A 21,474-nucleotide genomic window follows, 5' to 3' on the forward strand; every position below is an offset into this window, starting at 1 on the left:
TTATTTTTTGGAATACACTCGGCTATGTAAAGACATAAAAAAAACGAGGATTCTAAAGCCTCGTTCTTTTAGTTTGTTATTTCTTATAAAACTTATACGGTCTGATCGTCTGTTACAGCATCCGGAGCATTTGTTTTTACTGAAGTAATTCCATTTTCTCTCGCGGCTACGCTCTCATACATTTCGCTTGCTCCGATAATTTGGCCATTACTTGCTTTTAGATTGAAATAAGGTTTTCCATTGCTCGATTCTTTTCTGTCATATCTATTATCGTCCTGTGAGTTTGTTTTCACAGATTCGATTCCTTTTGTACAAGCATCTTTTGTGGTGTAACCTTCGCTGGCTAAGATAGTCTGACCATTTCCAGCTTTTAAATTGAATTGAAATTCGCCATTGGTTCTTTTAGTAATTACAAATTTTCCCATATAATTTTTGTTTAAGTTAGGCATTTAATAGTATGCTATTTATAAAAGTACAAAACTTAGTTGTACAAATTATACCTGAATACAAAATAATTGCTTCTTGCTTTATTTTCTATTGAAAGAAGGCAATATATACTTTTGAATGATTTCGTCACTTGGCGATTGGGAGTTATAGTTTCCTCCCGTAATAATGGTGACCATATTCTGTTCTTCCCAAATGTAAATCTTCTGACCACCGTTTCCTTGTGCTGTTTTGGCATTATAGCGTACACCGTTTACATCTAATTGTTTAAGCCACCAAAGGAAACCATAATTTACGCCCTGAACAACAGATTGTTTGGTTAAGGATTCTTTTACCCATGCTGAGGAAATGACCTGTTTGCCATTCCAAACCCCTTTATTGAGGTAAAGCAAACCTAGTTTTGCCATATCGCGTGAGTTTAAATAGAGCTGGCAAAAGGTTTCGGCACTTGATGCATCGGGTTTAAAATTCCAGGTGAAATTTTTAATACCAATGTCTTTAAAAAGGGTTTGTTTAGCAAAATCGGGTAGTGGCATTTTGGTTGCTTTCTCGATAATTCTGCCCAATAGTATTGGATTTCCGGAACAATACATTCCTTTTCCTCCCGGCACATCAACCATTGGTAAGTCTAAGGTGTATTGAATCCAGTCCGGAGAAGAATTCATTATGGTTTCGTTGCCTTCCGATTTAGGATTACTTACATCACAGTCTAAACCGCTTTGATTGGTCAGAAGGTTTTTAATCGAAATCAATCTTTTGTCTTCCGTAAGATTTTTAAAAGTATATTCCGGAAAATAGGAAAGCACAGTGACGTCTTTATTTTCGATTAAACCTTTGTCAATTGCAATTCCGGTAAGAGCAGAAACAAAACTTTTGGTAGCCGATCTTAATTCGTGTAGTTTGGTTTTGTTGTATTCATAAAAATACTCTTCAAATACTAATTTACCATCTTTTATAATCAAAACACTGTGAACGTTTGGAAAGGTACCGTCAACAATTTTTTGCATCATTTCATTTAACAACGATTTGTCTAATCCGGAATAATCGAGATTTCCGGTAGGTATTCCATCAGGATCCTGCTTGGGTTGCAGGTAGACGTATTTAAAGTCTTTTGCATTTGGTCGTGCATACCACATTTCTTTAGGAAAAACGACTTTTTTTGTAACTAAGTTAAAAGTGCTCCCTTCTGTAGTATAACTTGCAATTGCCCCATCTTTTCTGGAAAAAGTCACTTTTTCGCCTGAGATGTTTTGAAAAATATCTTTGTCAATTGCTTTTAGTTGATATCTGCTTTCGTTAATAATGGCATATAAGACAGTATCTTTTGGAGAGGCCGCTATTTTAAGCGTGCCTTTATTCAGATATTCATAGATACCTTCATATTCTTTTAATTGTTCGTATGTATGTTTGAATTTTTGTTGGGAGTAACTGGAATATAATGTCAATAAAAATAACAGCTGCAAATAGTTTTTTTTCATTCTTTTGGTTTTAAAAGATTGTTTGTTAGTTAATTAACGAAAGTTATAAAAAAAAGAGACACTTAATTAATAATTAGTGTCTCTTTTTTATTTTAGAAGTTTTTTTAAACTTATTTGATCGTAATCGGAACCTCAACAGTTGTTTTATCCCAGCCAATAACCAGATTCGTAATAGCTCCCTGAGTGGTAAAAGCAATCGATAAGGCCTCTACCGGAGTTGATATTGATTTAACAGGAACCACAATTCTTACCAAATCTTTAGTTTGATCATAAGCATATCCGCCCCATAAATCAATTTCTTTGTTGATGATAATGGTCCATTTGTCTTTTTCCGGAATAGCAAAAAGACTATAAGTACCTGCAGGAACAGCAATACCATTGATGGTAGCCGATTTGTAAAATTTAATCTCCGTATTTTCATTAGCCCCTACACGCCATACTTCACCAAAAGGAATTAATTCACCAAAAATGGAGCGACCTTTAACAGAAGGTCTTGAATAAACAACTTTTATCGACGGCAGTGTAGCGTCGGTTTTTTTGAATTTTACCGCTCTATTTGGGAAATAAGCGATATCAGCTGGGCTGGCATCCAAAGGAGGGAATTTAACCTCTTGGGCATTAACAGAAAAGGCAAACAATAAAAGAAGAGTAAGGAAACTAAAGTTTTTCATAATGTAGTATTTTTAATATAGTTTATACAAAAATAAGCGAATAAAGTATAAGAAAAACTTAAATTATTTGCTTTTTCTTTTTTTCGTATCAAATGCAAATAATGCGATCTAGTTGCGAAAATAGCTTCAGCTTTCAAACTTTGCGACCCTTGCGTAACCCTTCGTGTTCCTTGCGGTTAAGCTTTTTTTGCATTAAAGTTAAAATTGCAACTTAATTGTATCTCCTTTGTTTTCTACTGTGACTTCGGTAACATTGCTTTCTGAAGGAGTTTGAGTGGGGTACCAGTTTCGATTTGGCCTTACCATAATCAGTAGACCTTCATCATCGCCTATGGCAGAAAAAATTTCGCTGTTAGAATTTTTAGAAAAGAAATTCAATCCGTATTTTGTTAGCAATTCATTACCTAATTGCAACGGATTGTCAGTGACTATCCCAATTTCACTAATATTCAAAATCGATTTGGAACTGAATTCTGCTGTCTGTTTGTTGTTGAGGTCATGTCGGGCAATAAACTCCAGTAAATTTCCATTGTTGTCATAAAAATAAACCGCATTGGCATTCCAATTTTCAAAATTTGCAATTACATTTTGATCTTCAATGCGAACTATATCAACTCTGTTTTTACACCATTCTATGGCTTCGTCAAGCTTGTTTTCCGGGATATTAAAAGCAAAATGATACATAGAGTCAAATTGCGGATCCTCAATGAATCTTAAAATGGATTTCCCTGCCTGAATTGTAACAGATTCATTGTTTTTTTCAATAATCGAAAGTCCTAAGATATCCTGATAAAATGCAGCAGTTGCAGTACTATTATTTGTGATAATCTGAATGTGTTCTAACTTCATGATCGTGGTTTTTTAAATAAGAAGAAAACTTCTTTTCGTTTCAAACAAATTTAAAAAAGACCTGTCATACTCTGATGAGCTCCCTATCTTAAACCTCGATGAGAGAATAGCGAATTGTTATGAGAATTACGTTGTCATTATAAGTTTTTTTTAAATGAATTAAGTAGCATACTAGCTCATTGAGTCCAATTATCTGAACAGAGATATTGTTCATTTTTCAAATAATTTTCAAAGAAAATCACATCTAATAATTGGATCCAAGAGCTTAGTATGAACTTAAATCACTTATATGGTTTAAAACCTTTTTAAAAGGTCTGTAATTTATTATTTCTAAAATTCATCCATCCCAAAAACAGCAATACTAAATTGAAAAACAATAAAGGCAGAAAGGCTTTTGAGAGTTTTATTTCTGTTGTGTCGCTAAAAGTTTCCACTTTAAACTGATCCCATTTTTGCTGATTTACCGGAGCGTTGGTAAATATTTTTGGATAAAAATGCAAACGAAGCTTTTCATGAAATTGCTTGGTTTCCTTTAAAAACAAAAGTTGATTCCCTAAATCTGATTTTGCGATTTCATTCAATTGAATTTGGGTATGCAATGTCGGGATGAAAAAAGCTATCGATTGGCTGGCCTTATTTCGCTGTTCCAATTTTGTTACCAGTTCCTTAGATTGTTGAGCCGAATCATCATCACCCGCCTGTTGCATGGCATAGTACCAAAGCCAGTTAAATTCGGAATCAGGTAAAGGATAATTTTTAAATTGGGGATAATGCGTATAGAATTTATCCAACGTTATTTTTTTATCCATATCCCATTTTTCGTGATAAGCATTTCTTTGTTTTACGGTTAGTTCCAGAGCCTCAGGTACTGGATATTTATTGACAATATAAGTATTGATTATAGCCGGTAAAATAATAATAAGAAACAACCAGATCGTTAGTAAAATAACGGCATTAAAGTTCGAATTTTTTTGAAGTGAAACCACATAAAAACAAACCGAAAACCAAAATAAAACATATAAAATACTAAGACCATAAAAAACTAAAAAGGATTTGTCGATCGGAATTTTGAGAAGCAAAACAGCTATAAAAAGTATAATTGTCAGAAGTGCCAACAAACTTAAAATTCTGATTTGGAATAGTTTTACTATGTATAAAAAAGTGTTCTGACTTTGCGTTGCTACAATTTTCCAGGTGCCGCTTTCTTTTTCTTCGGAAATCAGATTGTATGAAAAGGTGATAATCAATAGAGGGAAAAGATAAACCAATACAAAACTAAAATCAATGTTTCCTGATAATAAATTAGCAGGATTATTGAGCTCTGCATCATATTTTTGTGCTTCCAAACCACGAATGGTAACACTCTGAATAGACGGATTTACATCGCGCTGTCCAATCGCCAGACTACTAATCGGGAAGGTTTTATTGACGAGCGAAAACTTAATATAATAGAGTAGGAGACCAATTTCGTCTTTATGATAAGCAGCATTTCTGGCAATATGTTCTTTCTGATAAAGTGCTGCTTCTGTTATAGAATGCTGTTGTTTATTCTGAAATTGCTGTCCGATTATAAGACTTATAAATCCCGTGAGCAGCAAGAAAAGCAGACCTATTTTAGTTCCCTTAGATCGAATGAAATTTTTAAATAGCAGTACTAACATAATTAAATGGTTTTAAGGTTTTTTGACGCCACACGGATGAGAATAAACAGCAGGCTAATCCACAGAATGATAGAGATAATGGAAATGATTTCGCTTTTTAAAACATCACTGATGCCTTTTGGTTCATAATGAAATTCGTCCAGATCTGCCCAATGTTTTTTGCTGATACTAAGCGGTTTGTCTGTTGCTCCGGGTTTTTTATTACTGATGTACTTAATTTGTAAAGCATTCATTTTTTGCGCCATTAAGTAACGATAGTCTTCTGCCTGTTTCTGAAAATCGATATAAGAATCGTAATCGGTATTAGACAATCCCATAGACAAATTTTTCATTGCGATATAGGGATTAAAAAAGGAAACGGCTTTTGAGAAACGATTCTGTTTTTCATAAATTTTCAGTAAGGATTCCAAATGTTGGTTGTAAATTTTCGAACTGATTTTTTCACCTTCAGTCATAATAAAACCGGAATAATTGAAAGGCAGTTTCTGGACAGAATCAACTTTGTAGACACTAAGCAGTGAATCTTTTATTGCTTTGTAATGCAAATCATTCGGGTTATGACTGTCTCCTTGTTTGAGAATATCTTGCTCGATATCGCTATTGAATTGAATTTTAGATGGAGCTTCATACAAATAAGCCCCGATTGCCTGAGTGGTTCTGGGCAGAATGATTGTAAATACCAACCAGATTCCGATAAGGCTAATCAATGCTTTTTTTGAAGTTTTACTTGCAGCGGAGACCAAAACGGCAATAGCGCAGAAAAAGGTCAAATAGATAAAATGGAATATAATGAATAAAAGCATTTTTAATGTTTCATCAAAAGAAATGCTGAAGTTTTGAAGGAATAACCAAAGTAAAACCAGAATCAATATTGTCGGAATAAAAAGGAGCATAATTACAGAGACGATCCCTAATACTTTTCCAATTAACAATTGTTTCCAGTTGATGCCTTGACTTAAAAGCAATTTTAAAGTTCCGTTCTCTCTTTCGGCTGCGACCGAATTAAATCCGATAAAAAAGATTAATAAAGGCAATAATACCTGTAAAACCATTGCAATGCTGATTTCTCCAAAACGCAGCATGCTGTTTGAAAATCCGGCTTCAGAAAAGTTGGCGGTGTTCTGTTTGTGTGCTTCAAGGAATATAGCATTTCCGAAAAAGGGTTCCATTCCAAATTCAAAAACACTTAGCGAACTGCTTTTTCTGAAAGCAAAATTCCCGTAATGCGCCATTCTGTGTGGATTTTTATCCGGATTCTTTAACCAGTCTTCCCTTGATTCATGTTGGTATTTTTCGCTCGTTTCATTTTGGCTGCTATAATTTTGCCAACCCGAAAAAGCAGCATATACTAACAAAATGCCAATATAAAAGGTAATTATATATAGTGCCTTGTTTTTAAAAAGGGAATTCCTTAAATGTCTGGCTATTAGAATTTCTATGTGTAGTGCTTTCATACAGACTAAAATTTATAGGTTACGGTAAGACTGAAATTTCTTGGAGCTCCGGGAAACAAACGCAAATAGTTCTGAGCACCTAACCAGTAGGTTTTATTCAACAAATTGCCGGCATTTAAAGCAATTTGCATATTGGTTTTGTTGGGCTTGTAATACAGAGCAGCATCAAAAAGAGTAAAATCTGGAAGCGTGAAATCTCTGGTAAACCAAGGTATTTTACTGCTTTGATATTGCATTCCGAAACCGATTCCCAGATCCTTCAGAGCCGAATCCGCAGCAAAGTTGTAACGCGTCCATAAGTTGGCACTGTTTTTTGGTGTATTTTGTTTTCTGGCACCAATTAAGGAGGTGTTGTGGTCATTGGTAATTTTAGCATCGATATAGCTATAGGAAACATTAATCTGCCAGTCGGGAGTAATATAGCCTGCCAGATCGCACTCAAAACCACGACTGCGTTCAGCCCCTCTGGTTACCAGTAAATCAGGATTTGCAGGATCATTGGCATTCATTAAAATGTTATGCTGATTGATTTCATAAATGGCAGCATTAAAATTCATACGATTGTTAAAGAAAGTTGCTTTAAGGCCAAATTCTTTCAAATTACTTTCCAACGGATCAAATAAACTGCCACCGGCTAAAGATCCGGTCTGAGGCATTAAAGAGGTAGTATTTGATTGTGGCTGATAACCTTCTAAATAAGTGGTATAAATATTTACCGCATGATTAATAGCGTAAGTTACCCCAATACGTGGTAACAAAGCCGATTTCTTTACTGTCAGTTCGTTGTTTGTTTCGTAGTTGGTAATGTCTTCAAACCATTCCTTTCTAAGACCGAGTAAAAAAGTAAATTTTTCCCATTGTATATGATCCTGAATGTAAATGGCATTGGTTGTTGTCAAAGCCGATGGCAAGGCTGTTCGGACATTTAATATATAATCTTCCGGACTTCTCATTGCATACGAAGGATTGTTTAAGTCAAAGAAGTTAACATTTGGTTTTGGTAGGATTACGCCATCTTTGGTTGTGGTTTGGTAATTTGATGCATTGGCCAATACAAAGGAACTGGCTACCGTTCCGTCTTTTAATAGATAACCTCTCGCGGCATTTTGTCCGCCACCTTTGTTTTTATTCCAACTGCTTAAATCATAGCCAACTAATAATTTATGATTTAGTTTTCCGGTTTTATAATCAAAATTTAAAAAAGCACTTAGATTATCAATGTCCCAGTATTGCTGACGTTGTACAAACTGCATCATAGCAAGACTTTTTACAGGCTGATTGTTGATATCAACCGCAAAGGCATTTGTAGTTCGGTGTTCCTGAAGATCTTCAGTCCAGGTTTGCTTCATGTAGGTGGCATTAAAAGCAATTTTTGAATTGAATTTATGTACAAAGTTTGTCGTTAAAATCATTTCCTTCGATTTAAAGTAATCACCGGAAGCTCCCAAATTTAGGCTGATTGGAGTTTGCTTTAAATTAGTAACACCAGCAACTGCTCCAAATATTGGCTGACCTCTGTCCAGAGTTCCGGTCATGTCACTTACAATTAACTCTGTATTAATAGCCGTTTTTTCATTGGGAATGTAACTGAACGAAGGAGAAATCAAAAAGGATTTGTTGGAAACCAAATCACGATAGGATTTTGCTTCCTGATAGGCAGCGTTTACACGATATAAAAGTGTTTTAGAGTCATTTAAAGGGCCTGTAAAATCTAAAGTTCCACGTAATGTACTGAAACTTCCAACACTTAAACTGACTTCTTTTCGATCGGTTGCCAAAGGTTTTTTGGTAACGAGATTAATACTTCCACCAGGATCTGCAGAGGAGAAAGTAGCACTTGACGGGCCTTTAATAACTTCAACACGTTCGATGTTGCTCGTGAGAGGCTGAAGGAAATAATATTGTCGTGTACGCATCCCATTGATGATCTGACCCTCTTCATTCTGACTGATTCCGCGAATGGTATATTGATTGTAATAACTTGCCGGAATTACTCCACTGGCCATTTTTACAGCATCAGCGAGATAAAAAGCACCTTTATCGGCAATTAATTCTTTGGTTACCGTTGCAATAGATTGTGGAATATCTTTGTTTAATGCAGCTGTTTTTGTTGCAGCAAAAGAATAATCACTGTTGTATTTTTTGGTAGAACGACCAATGATCTCAACGGTTTGCAACTCATTAAGGTTGCTTTCCATTTCAATAATGAGAAATTCTGAACTGGAATTAACATATTGTGTCTTGTAGCCGTTAAAAATAATCTCAAGGGTTCCTTCGCCTTCGATGCTAAAATTTCCATTCTGATCTGTTGTGGTTTCGTTGCCGGAGCGGAGTAATTTTATGTTGACTTTTGGAAGTACTTCTTTGGTGTCATGTTCTATAATTTGCCCTTTAATAATTTGGGACTGCGCATGGTTTAGGCCAATTATTAAAAAAAGTAGGGAGAGTATATGTTTCATTTTTTTGATGATTGAAATTTATTTCGGCTATACCGTTTGTAAATACAGGTTTTCTAATTCGTTGGCCGAAATGGTATCGGCTTTGATAATAGTCATCAGATTTCCTTGTTTCATAATTCCGATATGTGTTGCCACTTCTCTGGCTCTGAATATATCGTGTGTCGCCATTAGTATTGCCGTTCCGTCTGCCGAGAGTTCTTTTAGAATTTGTGAAAATTCATTGGAAGCTTTAGGATCAAGTCCGCTAGTAGGTTCATCTAACAGTAACACTTTGGCATTTTTAGCAATCGCAATTGCAATCCCTACTTTTTGTCGCATTCCTTTCGAATATTTCCCAAGATTTTGACTGTGTGCTGTAATTTGCAAGCCGGCTTTGGTCAGGAAATAAGTTAATTCTCCGGTAGAATAATTGAATCCAGCCAAAGACGAAAAGAATTTCAGGTTTTCAATCCCCGTAAGATTGGGGTATAACATTACAGTTTCGGGAATATAGGCCACATGCTTTTTGGTTTCCTGAGCATGTTCTGTAACAGAAATATCGTTTATTTTTAAAGTTCCTCCTGTGGGTTGTATAAAACCCAGAAACAGATTAATAGTAGTTGTTTTTCCTGCGCCATTTTGCCCCAAAAGAGCAAAGATCTCTCCTTTTTTAATGGTTAGATTTAAGGCATTTAAAGCGATCATATCGCCATATTTTTTGGTTAGATTTTCAGCTGTGAGCATAATTGTATGAGTTTGGATTTATTTGATTTTAATATTGTAGTTATAGAAATCTTTGCAGTCAAAAAGAGTAACAAGCCAGATTTCTATTGTATTGGAGTTGTAAACAAGGAATTGGTTTACTACATATTCGATTGTTTGGGGGCTATTTTAAGTTCAAAAAGAATGTTTTTTTGTAGTTTATTTGAACTTGACGGTAAAAATAGAAGAATAGCCTATTGAGTATAATTTTCACGAATTACGCCCAACGGGTTAAGCACATAAGTAGTATCTTTTTCCTAATTTAAAAAAATAAGGGAAAAGAAAGTTTTCAGAATTCAAACAAGTATGCAGTAAATTAAACCAAAACCGGAGGGGCTCTGAGGGCAAAAAGACTTCCTTTAAAAAAGGTTGAAGCAGCTTTGTTATAAAAGAAAAGTAATGTAGTTTCAACGTTTGTTTTGCCGAAAGATATAGTTTGAAAAGCATTCGGAATAAACGTACTGAATGCAAAATGACAAATAGAACAGTTGTTCTCTACAGTATGGCTGTGTGTTATTTGTTTTTGATTGGCGGTATATTTATGATCACAATGTTTTTCGGTCAATTGCCTGTAAACATGTTCATAAGAATGCAGGGTCTGAAACAGCATTGCGAACAATACAGTAAAAGACAATAAAAGATTACCTAAAATAACTTTTTTACTCATTCTTGATTTGTAGACAGTTGCGATTCTGAAACGGACTTAAAGACGAATATTATCGCAACTCTGTTGCAAATATAAAAATCTAAATTTAAAATTCCGCATTTTTTTTGTTTTGCCACTAATTGCACGAATTTTCACGAGTTGTTTTGTTCTTGTGCTTAGTTTGGTTGTTGAATAGTAACTGTGAAGTAGAGAAAAAAATCTCTTTAATTAGTGAAATCTGTGGCTGTTTTTTCTATTGATAGCAGATTAAACTAGTTTAGGTTTTATTTATAAAAAATCAATTCGTGAAAATTCGTGCAATTAGTGGCAACTTTTTTTTAATACTATAAAATCTGAGCAAGTGCCATAATCCCTTCTTCCATTTGTTTTTCGGTAAGTGAAGCATATCCCAATCTAAAACCAAATATCGATGGACCAAAACTGAATCTTTCAGGACTCATCATTTTGATGCCTTTACGTTGTAATTTTTCAGAAACTTCCAGTACATCAATTTCGGACTTGGGGACTATCCAAAAGGCCAATCCACCTTCGGGTTTGTTAAATGTAATTTTATCTTTGAGATGTTCTGTAAGCAATTTTTCAAAATGATCTCTTTTTGATTTATAAATGAGATTGGTTCTTTTGAGGTGTCTTTTGATTTTTCCGTCATTAATAAGTTGCAGAACGGCTTCTTCCATGATGTTATCTCCTTGTACATCAATTATTTTTCTGTGTTTCCCCACTTTCCGGATGTTTTCGGGAGAACTTACCAAATAGCCAATACGGAGTGCCGGAGCAACGATCTTACTTAAGGTACCGATATAGACAAAGTTTTTAGCATTGTCATAACTACAAACCGGTAGGATTGGACGCTGGCCAAAATGGAATTCATTATCATAATCATCTTCAATTATGGTAAAGTTGTATTGATTGGATAATTCAATAAGTTTTAATCTTTTTTTCAGACTAAGCGTCACGGTCGTAGGAAATTGATGGTGTGGCGTAACATAGATCGCTTTTATAGTAGTGTATTTTTTCAGATATTCTTCAACCTGTTCGATATCCAGGCCATCTGAAGTAACTTTTACAGGCAGGAGTTCGGCATTTGCATTTTCAAACGCTTCCCAGGCAGGTTTATACCCCGGATTTTCGACCATAATATAATCTCCTTTCGCAAGCAAACAATGAGAAGCCAGATACATTGCCATTTGACTTCCGCGGGTAATGCAAATCTGGTCTATTGTGACATTCATTCCTCTTTTGAAATTCAGCATTTGTACAATTGCTTTTCTGAATTCTATATCACCAAATTCGTTGCTGTATCCCATGATCTGCCAGCGTGATTTTCGATTGAATATTTCCCGGTAAGCACGTGCCAGATCATTGGTCGGAGCGAGTCGGCTATCAGGGAGTCCGTCATCAAAAGTAAAATGAACCTGTGTTTCATTGACAGGAGTATCTGTTTTTTTTGTGCTTTTTGTTTTAGGAACTATTTCCGGTAGTACATCTGCTATAAAAGTTCCTTTTCGGTCTATTGTAACTAACCAGCCTTCGGCAATTAATACATCTAAGGCCTCAATGACGGTATTTCGATTTACTTTTAACAACGTACCAAGTTGCCTGCTTCCGGGTAGTGCATTGCCTTTGGTTAACTTTCCGGATTTAATCGCATGGATAATGGCGTCGGCGATTTGCAGATACAAAGCTTTGTCTGATTTTTTGTCTAATTGAATTTCAAGCGACCAAGGACGTAACATCTGGACTATTTAAAAAGTTAAATATTGGAGTAGTTTAATAGTCCAAATTTACAGTAATTTGACGAGGTAATTTGAAATTTTTAAAAATATGATCAAGTACTAACAGCGTGGTAAAGACCGAAGAAAATAAAAAATCAGCTTATTGAAGCTGGGGTTTTACTTTTGTTCCGATTAGTTCTATAGCATTCATTAATTGTGTGTGAGTAAGTCCCGCATTATCCATTTGGAACGTAAATCTCGAAATTCCTCCAAGAGCTTCGCTGTGACGCAAAATTTTCTCTGCGACTTGCTCCGGACCTCCAAGAACCAGAACTCCTTTTTCATCGCTTAGATAATCAAATGATGCCCTTGTAACCGGTGGCCAGCCACGTTCTTTCCCTAATTTAGTCCAAAGTTCTGCATAACCCGGATAATATTCTGTTACTGCGCTGTCATTAGTTTGAGATACGTAACCTGGCGAATGTAAACCTACTTTTAATTGTGCCGGTTGATATCCGGCAGCTTTTCCGGCCTCTCGGTATAAATCAATCAACGGACGAAATCGGTGTGTTTGGCCTCCAATAACAGCAACCATTAAAGGTAACCCGAGACTTCCGGCTCTAACAAAAGATTCCGGACTTCCACCAACGCCAAGCCAGACAGGTAATTTCTCTTGTAACGCTCTTGGGTAAACAGGTAAATTGTGCAAAGCGGGACGAAATTTCCCCGACCAACTCACAAATTCAGTATCGCGGACTTGCAACAGAAGTTCGAGCTTTTCTTTAAAAAGAGCATCGTAATCGTTCAGATCAAATCCAAAAAGGGGATAGGCCTCAATAGAGGAGCCACGACCTACGACAATTTCGGCTCTGCCTTTGGAAATTAAATCCAATGTTGCAAAACTTTGATAGAGTCTAACAGGATCGGCGGCACTTAGAACGCTCACAGCACTTGTCAGACGAATTTTTTTGGTACGTGCAGCAGCCGCACTTAGGATTACGGCAGTAGCAGAATCCAGAAATTCTTTTTTGTGGTGTTCACCAATTCCAAATACATCCAGGCCAACCTGATCTGCAAATTCAATTCTCTGTAGTAGCTGCTCCATTGCTTCTACAGGGCTAAGTGTATTGTTATCGCCGTACATCGCCGACGCAAAACTGTCTATTCCTATTTCGATCATAATCTAAAGGTATTAATTTTAAGGTTGTCTGAAGTAGAGTCGTCTGTTCAGGATTGTAATTTCTGTTCTTTAAAGGTATAACTTTTAAACATATCCTTTTATGATATTGTGATTCTCATTAATGGGAGTGTAGTGTTAGGAACGAAATTAAGGTTTGCTCGAGTGTGAGATCTCTATTATAAAGTATTGACCTATAAAGATAAAAAGATACGAAAAAAATAAGCTATTTATGTATATTTTAGCATGACTTTACTAAATACAAGAATAGGTTTTATGAAAGAAGTAAATAGCAATAAAGGAGAAATACTTATTTATCAAAATCAGGAAGGAAACATTAAAATTGATGTTCGCCTTGAAGAAGATACGGTTTGGCTTACGCAAGATCAAATGGCTTTGCTGTTTGGAAAAGGTAGAACAACAATTACCGAGCATATTCAAAATACATTTAAAGAAGGAGAATTAGATGAAAAAGTGGTATGTCGGGATTTCCGACATACCACTCCACATGGTGCAATTAAAGGAAAGACGCAGAATAAAAATGTAAAACTATATAATCTTGATGTCATAATATCAGTAGGTTACCGTGTCAAATCGTTGCAGGGGACTCAGTTTCGTATTTGGGCGACACAGCGGTTAAAAGAATATATAATAAAAGGTTTTGCGTTAAATGATGATCGGTTTAAGTCAGGAACGTCGATGAACTATTTTAACGAAATGCAAAACCGTATTCGTGAAATTCGTATTTCCGAGAAATTCTTTTATCAAAAAATAAAAGATATTTATACCACCAGTATCGACTACGATCCTAAAGACGAAAAAACAATTTCTTTCTTTAAGATCGTACAAAACAAACTACTTTGGGCAATTTCGAAGAACACAGCAGCAGAATTAGTTTATAGAAGAGTTGATGCGACGTTACCACTTTTAGGAATGTTGGCGTATGATAAAAAAGAAGCTAAAACTATTTCACAAACAGAAGTATGTATTGCTAAAAACTATCTTAACGAAGACGAAATCAGATTATTAGGGTTGTTGGTTGAGCAGTATCTGGCTTTTGCCGAAACAATGGCACAGCAACAAACCCCGATGTATATGAAGGACTGGGCTCAAAAGCTCGATAGTATTTTACAGCTCAATGGAAGAGAACTGTTGACTCATGCCGGAAAAGTTTCGCATGACATGGCCTTAAATAAATCATCAGAAGAATATTTGAAGTTTAGGGAACAACAAAAAACAATCGAAATGGAACAGAGTTTAAAAGAGATCGAAGAAGATATTAAAAAGTTAAAAAAATAGAATTTCTGCTAGTTTTGTTGGCAAAGAATGTTACATCTCTGCCAATACTTTAATATCCTCAATCTCTAAAATTTGCTTTGAATAACCTTCTTTTACGGTATTTATCATCGCTTGTCCGACATCTTTCAAAGTCAGTGATTTTTTAGGGAATAAAAGGGGGAAAAGAGGAATGATCATTTTAAAAATGGTTTTTACATTTTTCTGCTCCTTGAATGGTTTCATAAACCCCGGGCGGAAATTATATTGCCCCCTGAAGGGTAATTTCATTAAATCATTCTCTGTTTTTCCTTTTACACGCGCCCACATCACTTTTCCGTTTTCTGAAGTATCGGTATGACTTCCCGTAACGAAATTGAAAACCATGTTAGGATTTATTTCCGACAAAGTTCTGGCAAATGCCAAAGTCGTATCGTAAGTAACATAAGTGTACTTGATTTCATTCATTCCAACAGAACTTACACCGGCACAGTAAAAACAGGCGTCATAACCTTGTAGGATTTCGGTGTATCGACTTAGTTGCATAAAATCCAATACAATTAATTCTTCCAGTTTTGGGTGTTTAAGTGCCGAAGCTTTGCGATTTATCATCAATACTTTTTTGACAGCGTAGTTGTCAAGGCATTCTAATAAAACACCTTCGCCAACCATCCCTGTGGCACCTGTAATAATTACTTTCATGTTTTTGTTTATGGTATTATAGTGATGTTGCGTATTTTTTTTACCAATTTAAGAATAAAATATATTTGTTGTCATACTGAAAAAATAAAATATTTATTTATCGTTCAGTATCTCCTGTAAAGTATAATATACTTCAATGATTGTATCTTTATTGGTGTTTTTTTTATGATACAATAAGGATGTATATGAAGTCCAATTCTGATTATCAGTGTTGCAAGTAATGATATTATCGATTTTTGTAATATTACTATTTAATGCAACAGCTTTATATCACCTTTCGAATGCATTAAATCTCTTTTTACCTTTATTGACATTATCATCACAAATATAAATCATTGCATTTTGAGAATTTTCAAAAAAGGATAAAACTATTTTTTGAATTGTCGCAGCAACTTGACTATCCAATTTTTCTAAAATATCGTCTTTTTTTTCAATGACTATTTGATAGATATTATTCATTTCGAAGCCAGAAACAGCGCTAAATGTATGATCAACAAAAAACGCAACATGATAATCAATGTCATTTTTTGTTGTAAAATGATATGATTGTGTTATTTCATTAAAGAAGAAATTATATGGGCTTGGCAAGAGTGATTCCTTTTTCTTTTAATATTTCTAAAGAAACTTTGCCTTTGAGATAGGAACGGACGATAGCTTTATCTGCTGCCATTTTGGTAACTGATTCAATAACAGTTTTTTTATTTACAACTATCTTATTCATCTTACAAAATTAAAGATTATTTTGACAGCACAAAACAGAATGTAATAGTTTATGATTTTTGTAAATCATTGTCTTGATTTTTTCGGAAATATTAAATAACTCTAAAAAACTAAAGCCGTCTTACTTTTAGTAAAACGACTTTAATTTTTAGTCTTTTGGAAGTGTTATTTATCTTTTAGCACTCTCATTTGATGCCTTAATAATTACGTCTGCAACTGCTTTAGGTTGTGATATAAAGAGTACGTGACTTCCTTTTATTTCGGTTATTTTTGTTTTAGAACGTTTGTACATGGCACGTTCTATTTCAGGGTTGATGCTCTTATCCTCAGTAGCTACAATTCCATATGCCGGTTTATCTCTCCAGGCTGCTTTTGTAATCGGAGTTCCAAAGCCTTTGGCATAAAAAGCACCTTGCGAGGCAAACATAAAATCGGCTTGGTCTTTTGGGATATCAGCAGCAAAACCGGCATGGAATTTTGCTTTGTCATAATAAACAATTCCTTTATCATCAGGGCTAAGGATTCCGTTTTCCGGAGCAGCTGAAGCCGTTTGTAGCCATTGTACGGTAGTTTCTCCATTGTCAGGTTGAAATGCTGCCACATATACTAAAGCCACCACATTTGGATGATTCCCTGCTTCTGTAATTACAGACCCGCCCCAGGAATGTCCGACTAAAACTGTTGGCCCGTCTTGTTTGTCTAAAACTACTTTTGTTGCATTTACATCATCTTCAAGAGAAGACAGCGGGTTTTGTACAATAGTTACATGATATCCTTTTTTATTCAAAACATCATACAGGGCTCTCCATCCGGAACCATCTGCGAAAGCGCCATGCACTAAAACTATATTTTTTACCGGTAGGGTAGTTTGTCCTGTTGCAATTGTAGTTGAAAAGAGAAAAGAGAAAAATAATACTGTGAACATGAAATAACGATTCATTTGTTCTTTTACTGTTGTTATCATAGTATAAATTTTAAGAGAATAATTTTTATCTGTTTTGAATTAAATTGTTAGCGTAGTCGATAAGGTGATTTCTGTATTTAGTAGCTTTGAAACCGGGCAAATTGTTTTTGCTTTTTGAGCCAATTCCTGAAATTGCTCTGCTGAGATTCCGGGAACTTTACCTTCAAGTTCCAGTTGAATTAAAGTAATGGTTCCGTCTTCTAAAGTTACTTTTGCTTTTGTGTTCAAATCTTCCGGTACAAAACCGGCTTCTGATAGTAGAAAGCTTAATTGCATTGTAAAACATCCTGAGTGTGCAGCTGCAATTAGTTCTTCAGGATTTGTTCCTACACCCTCTGCAAAACGGGTTTTAAAGGATAATTGAGCATTGTTTAAAGTTGTGCTTTGTGTACTGATGGTTCCGTTTCCTTCCATTCCTGTACCTTTCCAATTGGCGTTTGCTGTTCTTGTAAATTTCATGATCTTGCTTTTTTATGTTATTTTAAAATTTTTAAGTTTTTCAAATCGTTCTTCTGATTTGATGGGACAAATTTAGGAGTGGTAGTTTTATAAATCAAATTGATAATTTTGTACATTTATAAATTAAATTTATAATCATGACCATTCAACAGTTAAAATACATAGTTGCTTTAGACGAGGAGCGCCATTTTGCAAGGGCTGCAGACATTTGTATGGTTTCGCAACCCGGATTAACCATTCAGCTAAAAAATCTCGAAGAAGAAATAGGAATCAAAATTTTCGATCGAAACAAAGTTCCGCTAACACCAACAGAGCTTGGAAAAGAGATTATAAGCAGAGCCAGGAAAATTTTGCGCGAGACAAATGAAATTCGTGATTTTGTGGTAAACGAAAAAAATATGCTGGAAGGGGAGTTAAAAATTGGCGTAATTTCTACTTTATCTCCTTATTTAATTCCATTGTTTATTAAGACGATGAAAGAGATTACACCAAAAGTTCATTTCATTATTAAGGAAGCCAATACAGGACAATTGATGCACGATGTAGAGACCGGAGCTCTTGATGTTGCCATTATGTCGACTCCTACCGGAAATAAAAATCTAATTGAACATGCAATTTTCAAGGAACCCTTTGTAGCCTATTTGAATAAAGAACATCCGATGGCCAATGAGGATTTTTACGAAATTCAACCTGGAGACAAGCCTTTTTTGCTGTTGCTTCAGAATGAGTATTGTTACAACGCGCAATTATTGGATATCTGTGGTTTGAAAACACCGGGAAAAATTAAGGAGCAATTTAGTTATGATATAAGTTCTATTGAAACGCTGAAAAATCTTGTTCGGGCCGAATTGGGGTTTGCCATAATTCCGCAACTTTCTATTTTAAATGAGAGAGAAAGCACACTTTTTAAACCGTTTAAAGATCCAAAGCCGGTTCGTGAAATCAGTTTTGTAGTATCGGACACTTTTTCTAAAAAATTACTCTTAGAAAAGATGAACGAAGCGATCTGGAGTTGTCTTCCGGATTCGCTTAAAGCTAATTTTAACTATAAAAAAATACGATGGAATGATTCTCCTTATTTTGTTGATGCTGTGAGTAAGTTTTAAACTTTGGGATTGATTAAATTTTAACAGATAAAAATAGAAGAAATAGAGTTTTGTGAAAAGAAGTTTTTAAATCTGATATTCAGGCTTTGTTTAGCTTTATGTTTTTATAAAGGATGAGGTGTCTTTTTTTGTAAACGGAAAAATGATATCTCTTTTTTTTTAAATTGAATCGCAGATTTTTCAATTTTATATCTTTACGTATCAATTAAATAAGTTACCAAATGATTGAAAACTTTCCATTTTATTTAAGCTTAATTGTGGTCATTTTACTTTTAATAATGTTGGCCAACAAGATAAAAGTAGCATACCCCGTATTATTGGTCTTGGCAGGGCTGGGGATTAGCTTTATTCCCGGAGTGCCAATTCTGCATATAGAACCCGAGTTTCTGTTTATTATATTTTTACCTCCTTTATTGTATGAAGCTTCTTGGACAATTTCATGGAAAGAACTTTGGAGATGGAGACGTATCATTGGCAGTTTTGCTTTTGTAGTGGTATTTCTGACTGCCATGTCGGTTGCTTTTGTAGCGAACTATTTTATTCCGGGATTTTCATTGGCTTTAGGTTTTTTATTGGGTGGAATCATTTCGCCTCCGGATGCGGTAAGTGCAGGTGCTATTTTAAAATTTGTAAAAGTTCCCAAAAGACTATCGTCTATTTTAGAAGGCGAAAGTTTACTGAATGATGCTTCTTCCCTGATTATTTTCCGTTTTGCTATGATTGCCGTTACAACCGGGCAGTTTATCTGGTACAAAGCAGCAGTGAGTTTTGGATGGATGTTGATTGGAGGCGTTGGTATTGGTTTAGTTATTGCATTAATTTTCATGAAAGCCCACAAGTATTTACCGACAGATTCAAATATCGATATTGTTTTAACTCTTATTGCTCCTTATATTATGTACATGGCAGCCGAAGAAGTACATAGTTCGGGGGTATTAGCAGTTGTAAGTGGTGGTTTATTTTTGTCGTATTACAGACATCATTTCCTGAGTAGCAGTTCCCGTATAAGAGGTTTAAATGTTTGGGAAAGTTTGTGTTTTGTATTAAACGGGGTAGTATTTCTACTAATCGGACTGGATTTACCGGAGATTACAGAAGGACTGGAAGGGGTTGATATCGCGTCTGCTATTGGTTACGGTGTTTTGATCACAGCTGTTTTAATAATTGCCAGAATTTTGTCTTCATATGGTGCCGTAATTGTCACACTTATTGCTCGTAATTTTATTAAAGTAGCCGATTCCAGGCATCCGGGTTACAAAGTCCCTTTATTGATTGGGTGGTCGGGTATGCGTGGTGTGGTCTCGCTTGCTGCCGCTCTGTCGATTCCATTGCATCTTGAAAATGGGGACCCGTTTCCGCAACGAAATTTAATTCTTTTTATCACATTCGTTGTGATTCTCATTACTCTATTGCTTCAGGGGATAACACTACCGTATTTAATTCGGAAAATAAATATGCCCGATCCGGATCAGTTAGTTACTGAGGAGGAAACAGTAACTTTAATTCGCAAACAACTGGCTGAAAAAGCGTTGGAGTATTTGCATGCTAATTATAGCGAGTTGCTTCGTGAACAAAAATCACTGCAGCAATTGGCCCGTAAATGGGAGCATAACATACAAATGAGCACTGATATGATTATGGCGGAGGAGTGTAAGGTTGTTTACCTGGAAATATTAAGTGAACAAAGAATTTGGTTGATTAACAGAAACAAAGAGGAGACTATGCTGAACGAGGAAATTGTTCGCAGTCAATTGAAATATCTGGATCTTGAAGAAGAACGGTTGAGATATGTTTAGTTTTTTCTAAGGTTCTGAGGTTCTGAGATTCTGAGGTTCAAAGGTTCAGAGGTTCAAAGGTTCAGAGGTTCAAAGGTTCAAAGGTTCAGAGGTTCAGAGGTTCAGAGGTTGCTGAGTGTTGAGATGCTGCTTGTTTACGTGTTTTAGAATATAAGTGAGAATCTTTGACATAATAAAAAACCAGTAAAGAGAACTTTACTGGCTTCTATGAATTCGAAAAAAATAATTAACTGAATTGTAGTGATTTATCGAATTGCAAATCTTAGTTTTAGTCCATAAGAGACTAATCTCACATCATGCGCAAATCGCGAATCTAGTATACTGTTGTATTCTAGTTTAGCTGGTGTTCCCGGTGTATATTGAACCGGATGTTTACTTAGATCTCGATCATAAACATTATTCAATCCGTAATCTAAATAGGCACCAAGGTATATGGCACTTTTTTCGCCGATTTGTTGTTTCACCCCTGTTTCAAAAGTGGCAGAGTAAGAAACTTCGGCATTAAGATCCTGTTTACCTGTTTTAATGTTAGTTGTAGTTCCGAATCCGGCAAAGGCAGGATCAAACAATTCAACATTGTATTGCGGATAATAACCACTTGTAGTTAGATTTTGTATGGTAGTTTGATAACTTCCGTTTATGGCAAAACCTACCTTAGCTCCGGCTGCAAGATACAATTTGGTTGTACCGGGAGTTTCAAATTGAATATGAAGTGGAATATTAATATATCCTAATTTTTGCTCTTCTCTTAAATTGTTTGCTCTGAATCTAAATTGAAAAGATTCTTTTTCAGAGTCCGTAGCAGCATATTGTCCATATAGAGATCCAAATTTAGCATCAGTATTGTAAGATTGGTACTCTGCACCAATTCCGATACTTAAATTTTCACTTAAATAATACGAATAACGCAGGCCTGCATTAAATCCGTTTCCTTCTACCAATTGACTCACACCCTGATAACTCAGAAAAGAGGAGGGACCACCTACAGCAATTGAAAACTCATGTTTTTTATCCTGACCAAAGCTATTTAAGGCAGAGCCAAAAAGTGCTGTAATCATCGATAATGATGCTATATAGTTTATTATATATTTTTTCATCTTAAAGTTATTTTATGCCGGTGTCATCCTTAAAATGAC

Annotated in this window: 20 protein-coding genes; 3 read left to right on the top strand and 17 right to left on the bottom strand. The window is 35.3% G+C overall.

All coding sequences use genetic code 11. The annotated features are described in order from the left end of the window. Nucleotides 1-92 precede the first annotated feature (92 nt). From G3A47_RS11110 to G3A47_RS11160, 11 genes are all read right to left on the bottom strand, one after another. Complete coding sequence (locus G3A47_RS11110; protein ID WP_166922258.1) at nucleotides 93-425, bottom strand: YegP family protein; 333 nt, start codon at nucleotides 423-425, stop codon at nucleotides 93-95. A gap of 102 nt (nucleotides 426-527) precedes the next feature. Then, complete coding sequence (locus tag G3A47_RS11115) at nucleotides 528-1,922, bottom strand: serine hydrolase domain-containing protein (protein ID WP_166922259.1); 1,395 nt, start codon at nucleotides 1,920-1,922, stop codon at nucleotides 528-530. A gap of 110 nt (nucleotides 1,923-2,032) precedes the next feature. Continuing rightward, nucleotides 2,033-2,593, bottom strand: coding sequence for a DUF2911 domain-containing protein (locus G3A47_RS11120; RefSeq protein ID WP_166922260.1), 561 nt, complete (start codon nucleotides 2,591-2,593; stop codon nucleotides 2,033-2,035). A gap of 198 nt (nucleotides 2,594-2,791) precedes the next feature. Further along, a complete protein-coding gene (locus G3A47_RS11125) occupies nucleotides 2,792-3,442 on the bottom strand; it encodes a VOC family protein (protein ID WP_166922261.1) in 651 nt (216 codons plus the stop codon). Nucleotides 3,443-3,747: 305 nt separating this feature from the next. Next, a complete protein-coding gene (locus G3A47_RS11130) occupies nucleotides 3,748-5,103 on the bottom strand; it encodes a DUF3526 domain-containing protein (protein ID WP_166922263.1) in 1,356 nt (451 codons plus the stop codon). 2 nt (nucleotides 5,104-5,105) lie between these two features. After that, the gene (locus tag G3A47_RS11135) at nucleotides 5,106-6,557 is read right to left on the bottom strand and encodes an ABC transporter permease (RefSeq protein WP_166922264.1); all 1,452 of its coding nucleotides are present in this window, start codon (nucleotides 6,555-6,557) and stop codon (nucleotides 5,106-5,108) included. 5 nt (nucleotides 6,558-6,562) lie between these two features. Then, on the bottom strand, nucleotides 6,563-9,016 hold the full coding sequence (locus G3A47_RS11140) for a TonB-dependent siderophore receptor (protein WP_166922266.1): 2,454 nt from the start codon (nucleotides 9,014-9,016) through the stop codon (nucleotides 6,563-6,565). Between the two features lie 27 nt (nucleotides 9,017-9,043). After that, nucleotides 9,044-9,739, bottom strand: a complete 696-nt coding sequence (locus G3A47_RS11145) for an ABC transporter ATP-binding protein (protein ID WP_166922268.1) — start codon at nucleotides 9,737-9,739, stop codon at nucleotides 9,044-9,046. A 334-nt stretch (nucleotides 9,740-10,073) separates the two neighbouring features. Next, nucleotides 10,074-10,424 (bottom strand): hypothetical protein, encoded by a 351-nt coding sequence (locus G3A47_RS11150; protein ID WP_166922269.1) that lies wholly within the window; start codon nucleotides 10,422-10,424, stop codon nucleotides 10,074-10,076. A gap of 323 nt (nucleotides 10,425-10,747) precedes the next feature. Continuing rightward, nucleotides 10,748-12,160, bottom strand: a complete 1,413-nt coding sequence (pdxR, locus tag G3A47_RS11155; RefSeq protein ID WP_166922271.1) for a MocR-like pyridoxine biosynthesis transcription factor PdxR — start codon at nucleotides 12,158-12,160, stop codon at nucleotides 10,748-10,750. Nucleotides 12,161-12,299: 139 nt separating this feature from the next. Next, a complete protein-coding gene (locus G3A47_RS11160) occupies nucleotides 12,300-13,316 on the bottom strand; it encodes an LLM class flavin-dependent oxidoreductase (protein WP_166922505.1) in 1,017 nt (338 codons plus the stop codon). Between the two features lie 276 nt (nucleotides 13,317-13,592). On the opposite strand from G3A47_RS11160, the gene G3A47_RS11165 reads away from it, so the two are divergent. Beyond that, nucleotides 13,593-14,615, top strand: coding sequence for a virulence RhuM family protein (locus tag G3A47_RS11165; RefSeq protein WP_166922273.1), 1,023 nt, complete (start codon nucleotides 13,593-13,595; stop codon nucleotides 14,613-14,615). A gap of 30 nt (nucleotides 14,616-14,645) precedes the next feature. Here the strand turns inward: G3A47_RS11165 and G3A47_RS11170 are convergent, their stop codons facing one another. The 5 genes from G3A47_RS11170 to G3A47_RS11190 all read right to left on the bottom strand — a co-directional run bounded on the left by G3A47_RS11170 (nucleotide 14,646) and on the right by G3A47_RS11190 (nucleotide 17,436). After that, nucleotides 14,646-15,293 (bottom strand): NAD-dependent epimerase/dehydratase family protein, encoded by a 648-nt coding sequence (locus G3A47_RS11170; protein ID WP_166922275.1) that lies wholly within the window; start codon nucleotides 15,291-15,293, stop codon nucleotides 14,646-14,648. Nucleotides 15,294-15,563: 270 nt separating this feature from the next. After that, nucleotides 15,564-15,881 (bottom strand): hypothetical protein, encoded by a 318-nt coding sequence (locus G3A47_RS11175; RefSeq protein ID WP_166922277.1) that lies wholly within the window; start codon nucleotides 15,879-15,881, stop codon nucleotides 15,564-15,566. After that, complete coding sequence (locus G3A47_RS11180) at nucleotides 15,865-16,014, bottom strand: hypothetical protein (RefSeq protein WP_166922279.1); 150 nt, start codon at nucleotides 16,012-16,014, stop codon at nucleotides 15,865-15,867. Before G3A47_RS11180 ends, G3A47_RS11175 begins: the two co-directional genes overlap by 17 nt. 168 nt (nucleotides 16,015-16,182) lie before the next feature. Then, nucleotides 16,183-16,977, bottom strand: coding sequence for an alpha/beta hydrolase (locus G3A47_RS11185; protein ID WP_208328360.1), 795 nt, complete (start codon nucleotides 16,975-16,977; stop codon nucleotides 16,183-16,185). A 39-nt stretch (nucleotides 16,978-17,016) separates the two neighbouring features. Beyond that, entirely contained in the window at nucleotides 17,017-17,436 is a 420-nt protein-coding gene (locus G3A47_RS11190; RefSeq protein WP_166922280.1) for an OsmC family protein, read from the bottom strand. Nucleotides 17,437-17,573: 137 nt separating this feature from the next. Between G3A47_RS11190 and G3A47_RS11195 the strand changes: the two genes are divergently transcribed. Next, nucleotides 17,574-18,542 (top strand): hydrogen peroxide-inducible genes activator, encoded by a 969-nt coding sequence (locus G3A47_RS11195; protein WP_166922282.1) that lies wholly within the window; start codon nucleotides 17,574-17,576, stop codon nucleotides 18,540-18,542. A 221-nt stretch (nucleotides 18,543-18,763) separates the two neighbouring features. Beyond that, on the top strand, nucleotides 18,764-20,338 hold the full coding sequence (locus tag G3A47_RS11200) for a Na+/H+ antiporter (RefSeq protein ID WP_166922284.1): 1,575 nt from the start codon (nucleotides 18,764-18,766) through the stop codon (nucleotides 20,336-20,338). Nucleotides 20,339-20,583: 245 nt separating this feature from the next. On the opposite strand, the gene G3A47_RS11205 is transcribed toward G3A47_RS11200, so the two are convergent. After that, a complete protein-coding gene (locus G3A47_RS11205) occupies nucleotides 20,584-21,435 on the bottom strand; it encodes an outer membrane beta-barrel protein (protein WP_166922286.1) in 852 nt (283 codons plus the stop codon). Nucleotides 21,436-21,474 lie beyond the last annotated feature (39 nt).

Origin of the sequence: Flavobacterium poyangense, from assembly GCF_011751075.1 — a bacterium.
GTDB lineage: Bacteria > Bacteroidota > Bacteroidia > Flavobacteriales > Flavobacteriaceae > Flavobacterium > Flavobacterium poyangense.